The sequence below is a fragment of the Priestia sp. BR_2 genome, assembly GCF_041954005.1.
In the GTDB taxonomy this organism is placed as follows: Bacteria; Bacillota; Bacilli; order Paenibacillales; family Paenibacillaceae; genus Paenibacillus_AQ; species Paenibacillus_AQ lautus_A.
In genome coordinates this window covers 1-5,130 of the sequence record NZ_JAVFHM010000311.1, presented here as the reverse complement: position 1 = coordinate 5,130, position 5,130 = coordinate 1, and the positions used below count along the sequence as shown (strand labels likewise).

4 protein-coding genes are annotated in these 5,130 nt (G+C 42.5%); all 4 read right to left on the bottom strand.

Annotated features, from left to right (window positions below; translation table 11 throughout):
- Positions 1 to 697: 697 nt before the first annotated feature.
- On the bottom strand, positions 698 to 1,876 hold the full coding sequence (locus RB298_RS26585; protein WP_486049358.1) for a DUF3560 domain-containing protein: 1,179 nt from the start codon (positions 1,874 to 1,876) through the stop codon (positions 698 to 700).
- An 891-nt stretch (positions 1,877 to 2,767) separates the two neighbouring features.
- Complete coding sequence (locus tag RB298_RS26580) at positions 2,768 to 3,610, bottom strand: hypothetical protein (protein WP_486049356.1); 843 nt, start codon at positions 3,608 to 3,610, stop codon at positions 2,768 to 2,770.
- 65 nt (positions 3,611 to 3,675) lie between these two features.
- Positions 3,676 to 4,461, bottom strand: a complete 786-nt coding sequence (locus RB298_RS26575) for a hypothetical protein (protein ID WP_486049354.1) — start codon at positions 4,459 to 4,461, stop codon at positions 3,676 to 3,678.
- Positions 4,458 to 4,928 carry a hypothetical protein gene (locus RB298_RS26570; protein ID WP_486049352.1) on the bottom strand — a complete coding sequence of 157 codons (471 nt, stop codon included), beginning with the start codon at positions 4,926 to 4,928 and terminating at the stop codon, positions 4,458 to 4,460. The genes RB298_RS26575 and RB298_RS26570 overlap by 4 nt, the downstream gene beginning before the upstream one ends.
- Between the last annotated feature and the right edge of the window lie 202 nt (positions 4,929 to 5,130).

Below are 5,130 nucleotides of genomic sequence, written 5' to 3'. Positions count from 1 at the left end.
GTTCTTTTGATTTTGGTTTGATGAGCAGTTTTCCATCTGCCGGTTAAGCGTTGGCGTATGTAGTTTTCAAAGAGCAAACATCCGTGTGTCGTAGCCGTCATAGCGCCCTTACCGCGCAGGCTTCCGGAGTGCAAGGGTCTGCCCGGAGGGATGGCGTTCTCGAATGAGAAAAGCCACCCTTGCTCGGAGGATGGCTGCGTGGTTTGCTATGATCAACGGTTACGACACACGTCCCGGATGTGCCTGAAGAAAACGCAAGGAGCCTTAAGCAGCTGATGGAGGACACTTGCGAATCAAAGCCGGGGGTGCTTCTTCGAATCTGCTTACATGGGTTTGGACTTCTCCCGTTAACGGGAGAAGTCCGCATCCAATGCATTTTAACGAGTTAAAATGGATGGGTGGATTACCTGAAGGTTTTTTTCTTTCGAGAAGGTTTTGCATCGGGGATTATTCTTCGCCGGTTATCACGGACATTGGAATGCGGAATTGGGCATTTCGATGTCCGTGATAACCACCATATAATCCGAAGCCCTGCCACGCAGGCAGGGCAACATTTGCGCATAAAAAAACCATCGACTCGTTCCAGTCAATGGCGTGGATATGCATAATCACTTACTTTAGGGAAAAAATAAGGATACATCTATGACTTTCCCTATCTATGCGGCCCTGGCTACCAGGGCCGTTTTTTTACTCATCGTTATACTGCGCTGTTGTATTTGTATAGATACCAATCATCATGATTTACCACAAAATTGTTATTTCTATCTTGTTTAACTGCGCGCCGCTCTGGTACTCCTATTTTAAAGTTATTAATCTGAGGAATATTGTTTTCTATAAATATTTGTTTGATTGTCACGCTTTTAACACTCTTTTTAACAACTTGGAAAGCTCTAATAATTGTATTGCCGCCAATAGCTGTGCGAACTACAATATCATCTACCTCAAACGGATTAACTACTACTTCCTTTTTCTTTTCCATCCATCCCTCTGGAATTTTCATATCCTGAATTTCACCATAAGGGTACCTGAGTGTATATGGAACAACATCAGGCTTAACCTCCACAGTCTTTGGATTCGCTTTAACAACGATATCCCATCTGCCGCGAATTTTAACGAGATAACCAGCCTTTAGATTATCTTTATTAAATTGAACGCCGCCGATCTCGTCCATTTTATTATGGAGAAATGCAAGTTTATCTAATTCATATTCCATTTTCTCTAGTAGAGTTTCCATGTATGTTTCGTTCTGAGTTTCTTCTGCTTGTACAATTCGACGCTGGTATTCACGGATATTTTTATTACTTTCTTCAATTCTGTTACTTAAATATGTTCTGTCCTTAAATTTACCCATACTTGCCGTTTGTTGTGCTGTTTCGGCTCGATCACGGAAATATTCACTCTTTCGGTACTCTTCAAATCCTCTATGATAACGGTCAAACATTTTTTCTCTTTGACGCGCAAATCGTTGACTTCCTGCATGTCCTGCAATAATCGGTTGAGTGAAAAATGAAATGTCACCGTGCATACTGTTTATGTCTTTTTGCAGGTTCTTTGCTCTTGTCTCCGCATTGTCCGCATACTTCTCGAAGCGCTCAATACGTGCTTCTGCTTTTTCTACTTGTCTTTCTACTTCCTCAGCATAGGACAAGCGTTCTCCAGTTTTACCGCCATCTGTAAAGCCTAGTTGTTTAGCTGCTCGGATAGCTGAATAATGATTTTTGGTTGAACGGGACACCCAAGCAGAACGAGAACCTGAGAAAATATATGCCCTTTTTATTGCCTTTTTTTCATCCGTGGTTAGAGATTGATACTCTTCTTTAGAAAAATGCAATTCAATTTTAGAAGTTTCGAGATTTAGAATATATTGTTTTGTCATTATAATTCCCTTCTTCCTAGATAATTTTTTGTGGTTGTCTCAATTGCACTTGCCTACATAACATTTGCAAAAGTCTTTTACTTGGCAGAAAGATTCCTAAATCCTATCGGGATATTTCATGGTGATTCACCCTTAACATCCGGCTTCGGTTGCCGGCCTAGCCAAGCGGCGATGAGCGTTCTTTTGATTTTGGTTTGATGAGCAGTTTCCATCTGCCGGTTAAGCGTTGGCGTATGTAGTTTTCAAAGAGCAAACATCCGTGTGTCGTAGCCGTCATAGCGCCCTTACCGCGCAGGCTTCCGGAGTGCAAAGGTCTGCCCGGAGGGCTGGCGTTCTCGAATGAGAAAAGCCACCCTTGCTCGGAGGATGGCTGCGTGGTTTGCTATTATCAACGGTTACGACACACGTCCCGGATGTGCCTGAAGAAAACGCAAGGAGCCTTAAGCAGCTGCTGGAGGACACTTGCGAAACAAAGTTAGGGGTACTTCTTCGAATCTGCTTACACATGGTTTTGGACTCCGCATCCAATGCATTTTAACGAGTTAAAATGGATGGGTGGATTACCTGAAGGTTTTTTATCTTTCGAGAAGGTTTTGCATCGTGGATTATTCTTCGCCGGTTATCACGGACATTGGAATGCGGAATTGGGCATTTCGAGGTCCGTGATAACCACCATTTAATCCGAAGCCCTGCCACGCAGGCAGGGCAACATTTGCGCACAAAAAAGCCATCGACTCGTTTCAGTCAATGGCGTGGATATGTATTAAATCAAACTCATTTAGGAAAAGATAAGATTACACCTTTGACTTTCCCTCTAAGAGGCCCTGGCACCAGGGCCTCTTTTATTTTTTTGATCTGTAACATCTATCTTCAAGCATTTAGCAACAGAGTCTAGCTGAGATTTGAACATTCGTTAAGAAGTATTTGTGAAGGGAAGACAAAGTACACTTCGTCTTCGTCTTGAAGTTCACCTTCGAGATGAACCCTCAGCCCATAACTCCACCCATTAAAGCGTGACACGCCTTCTAACACCTTGTAATCTTGAGGTTCATTTTTCTCGTTAAATTGTTGTGGTATACGGAATCTAATCTTCATCCCCGTCAGATTCTCCAATTCGCTAAAACCTGGAAAAACGTCAGAAGGTCGATAACGATTTCCGATTCTATCTTCCATTACCTGCTCGATGGCAATACACGCAATTTCGATTGGATTAAATGTCTGATCCATATTACCATTTAGCTCTGCTAACCCATGCCCTTTGACAAACGCCCTCATGGATACCCGGGAAAACATCGGACAATCATGAATGTGAAAGAACCTATCCTCTCCATTTAAGCATACCCGGACATAATCCCCTTTACTTACAAATACACTCTTCCGATAAGCCTGAATTTCTTTATAGGCTTGATGAAGTTTAGGATAGCTTGCTAGTGCTTTTTCTAGGAAATAACCATTCCCATGCAATGCCCAGTATAACTGACGGTAATGAAATTCCTTTTTTGCTTGCTCAGCAGATCGATACTTCCCGATCCAGCCCCCCCTAAACTTGGATCCATCCGGCTGCTTCATATAATAGTTCCCCTTACCTTCTCCTGTAGCCTCTGTATCCAGGAAGGCCTCCCATTTAGAATTCATCATGAATTCAGTAAGAGTCATTTCAGTAATCAACAGATTATCAAGATCAGAATTTACAATAAATAATTCATCCTGAAACAAATCCAAAGTCAATTGCATCCAATACCGCATCCCTTCGAAGTTTGTTATCATTACAGACAGCACCTATTGGCCGCAACCTTTTCTTATATTGGCAGAAACGGATAAATTGAAAAGTAATCCCTATGGCGCAATTCATAATAGTAGCCATATTTAGAGAACATCATTTTCAATGCCTCATGTATTTCCAAATCCCCATTACTGAACGCTTCATATAGTTGGTTTTCGTAGAAGCTAACCGTCAATGTTTCTGGATTACAGTTAACGAATGGACCTGTTGGGTTCACATTATCCAGCACCTTATCCTCGCTGAACGCTTTTCCGTTGAAGAAGATCGTAACGCCATGCCACATATTCCGCTCAAGCAAAAAGGCTTTAAGCTCATCTGCGATCGATTCCATCATCTTGCGGTGGTCTTCCCCATTCGGGCGATATTCCAGATCATTGTGTTCATAATAGCCGTCTTCCGTATGTGACCTGGTATAGACAGAGAACGTGTTCTTGTTGATACGGATCTGAACGGGTATATCGGTTCCATCCTCGTAACCTTGAAAATACACATAGTTCTGATCCGTCAAAAAAGGAAGTTGGGTCACACTTCGAAACGATGTTGATTCTAACTCAGCCGCAATTTCACTTAAATCTAAAGGGACAGGAGCAGTATAAACAGCATGGATCATGAAATTTCCGGCCAGGGAAAACTCTTTACTACAGCCTACACATTGAAACATTGTCGCTTCGTATCCATCTGGAAGTTCGTGCAACTCAGAATCAAGCTCGACTTCAACGATCTGCAAGAGTCGATCCGGGTTAGCTAAGTCTCCACATATAGGGCAATTAAAAATACCTGTTCCATTCGGCAATTTACTCATAGTATCAATTCCTTTCGGTATATCTTTGAGATATCATCATTTCCTGCATCGAGCTCTTCTAGCTCCCACCACTCATGACGGGTCTCCAAATGATCAATAATCGTTTCGAACACACCTTCGTCACCAGGAATGAAAATATCCAACAGTTCCCCAATATCATTCGTACAGAGAAAACGATCCGTATTCGCTTCAGGAGACTCCATCGAAAGCGCCTGCTTCTTATCCTCATTCCACATGCATATAAAAATCCGAGCATTCGTTTGTATCTGATCAATCCGATATTTTGCCGCGATCGAAGCCAACTCCTCATCCGACTTCAATTGTTCCATCATTCGATTCCATTCTTCGTCAAATTGATTCGGATACTGAAACACGATCCAAACAGGATGGCCATTCAGATGAAATTCACCTTTTTCGAACAATGTGTGTGCGCGGTTTAAATGACGAACCATATCAACTTTTTTCAAGACTCCCAATCCTTTCAAATCCAAAATTATTTGTTTGATGGTGATTCACCCTTAACATCCGGCTTCGGTTGCCGGTCTAGCCAAGCGGCGATGAGCGTTCTTTTGATTTTGGTTTGATGAGCAGTTTTCCATCTGCCGGTTAAGCGTTGGCGTATGTAGTTTTCAAAGAGCAAACATCCGTGTGTCGTAGCCGTCATAGCGC

What these genes read in the sequence shown, in the direction of transcription:
- RB298_RS26585 (WP_486049358.1), bottom strand. Translation starts at nt 1,876, where the DNA reads ATGACAAAACAATATATTCTAAATCTCGAAACTTCTAAAATTGAATTG.
- RB298_RS26575 (WP_486049354.1), bottom strand. Translation starts at nt 4,461, where the DNA reads ATGAGTAAATTGCCGAATGGAACAGGTATTTTTAATTGCCCTATATGT.
- RB298_RS26580 (WP_486049356.1), bottom strand. Translation starts at nt 3,610, where the DNA reads ATGCAATTGACTTTGGATTTGTTTCAGGATGAATTATTTATTGTAAAT.